The organism is Christiangramia aestuarii, from assembly GCF_009735585.1.
In the GTDB taxonomy this organism is placed as follows: domain Bacteria; phylum Bacteroidota; class Bacteroidia; order Flavobacteriales; family Flavobacteriaceae; genus Christiangramia; species Christiangramia aestuarii.
Window position 1 is genome coordinate 1 of sequence record NZ_VJVW01000090.1, and the last position, 444, is coordinate 444.

At 60.8% G+C, this 444-nt stretch carries 1 protein-coding gene; it reads right to left on the minus strand.

What is annotated here, in order from left to right; all coding sequences use genetic code 11:
- Window positions 1-214: 214 nt before the first annotated feature.
- On the minus strand, window positions 215-444 hold a 230-nt coding region (locus tag FLP08_RS17050), incomplete at its 5' end, for a chemotaxis protein CheW (protein ID WP_202912806.1).

Sequence of the window (444 nt, forward strand, 5' to 3'; positions counted from 1 at the left end):
ACTGGGTGTTGAGGTAGGCAAAGTTGGCGAACAGCAACACGATCGAGACGATGAGGACGATGAACAGCCCCGCGATCACCGAGCTGCTGCGCATGCCCGCGAAAAGATTGCCTGCGTTGATTTTCTTCATATTTGGCCCCCGCCCGGACCGACCACGATTACGATTTCCATGTCACGACACGGGCCGGCAGACCGGCCCAACCGGTGAAGCTGTTTATACGGCGACGTCGAGGAAGCCCTGGTGTTGCGCCAGCGCATGCGGGCTGAACACCAGCCACGGCTGCTCTCGATGGAAGACGCCATGAATGAAGGGTTGCAGTGCCGCTTCTAGTGGCGGCAGCTGTTCGCTGAAGGTGTCCACCGGGAAGTGCTGCATGCCGAACACCTCATCGACGATGAGGCCGGCGAACACGTCCAGGTGCTCCACCACCAGCACCCGCCGCT